The sequence below is a fragment of the Sutterella massiliensis genome, assembly GCF_016899755.1.
GTDB classification, from domain to species: Bacteria; Pseudomonadota; Gammaproteobacteria; order Burkholderiales; family Burkholderiaceae_F; genus Sutterella; species Sutterella massiliensis.
Map to the genome: position 1 here is coordinate 1 of NZ_JACJJC010000185.1, position 701 is coordinate 701.

At 49.4% G+C, this 701-nt stretch carries 1 protein-coding gene; it reads left to right on the plus strand.

Annotated elements, in window-relative coordinates; genetic code table 11:
- Positions 1-464 precede the first annotated feature (464 nt).
- A partial coding sequence (locus H6A60_RS12060; protein ID WP_205104958.1) for a hypothetical protein occupies positions 465-701 on the plus strand: 237 nt, incomplete at its 3' end.

The following is a 701-nucleotide window of genomic DNA, read 5'->3' on the forward strand; positions in this document are numbered from 1 at the left end:
GCTTTTTAGCTCACAATAAAAGCCTATTTTCAAATGCACACGTCCGCATGCGGAAATGGTGTTCGGGTTGCGGTTTATACAACCAGGTCGCAGTGCTAACACTGCGATTTTTATGAAATTTCGAGAGCAGTGTCGCATGCGACACACCGAGAGAATATCAGCAGCATCTCAGTGCTGCAGTAAATTGAGGCCTTCGCAAATCGGCTTTTGCCGCGAACTCGAAGGAACGACCTCTCCTCTATGTTGCAGCTTCCAGAGCCTCCAACCTTCTCTTCCTAACGGTGAGCAGAAAAAGGAGCGTTTTCTCCAAAGATGCTTCGGCATAACGCAGCTTTGACTGTCGAAAACGCTCTTTTACGCTGCTCGTAAAGAAATCGGCAGTCGAATTTCCGCACTTTGGACCGGATCAGACGCCATTCTCAATTTCGTAAGTTTTCCTTGTTCAACACAGGGAAACCTTACGCATGCCCCTATTCTCCTCTTGCTTCGCCTCAGAGCGGAAACATCGCCTGTCAAAGTCGACAGTCTCGGTCGTTCTCGCAATAGCTGCCGTTTTCTCGTCGACTTCTTTCGCTGCTTCAGTTGCCGAGAGCGGCATCGAATTCTTACGCGCCGAAAACTACTACAAACGGCACGCGGAAGGCTGGTATTGGTATCGGGATCCGGAGAAAGAAGTTGAGGAGGAAGTAAAACTGCCACAG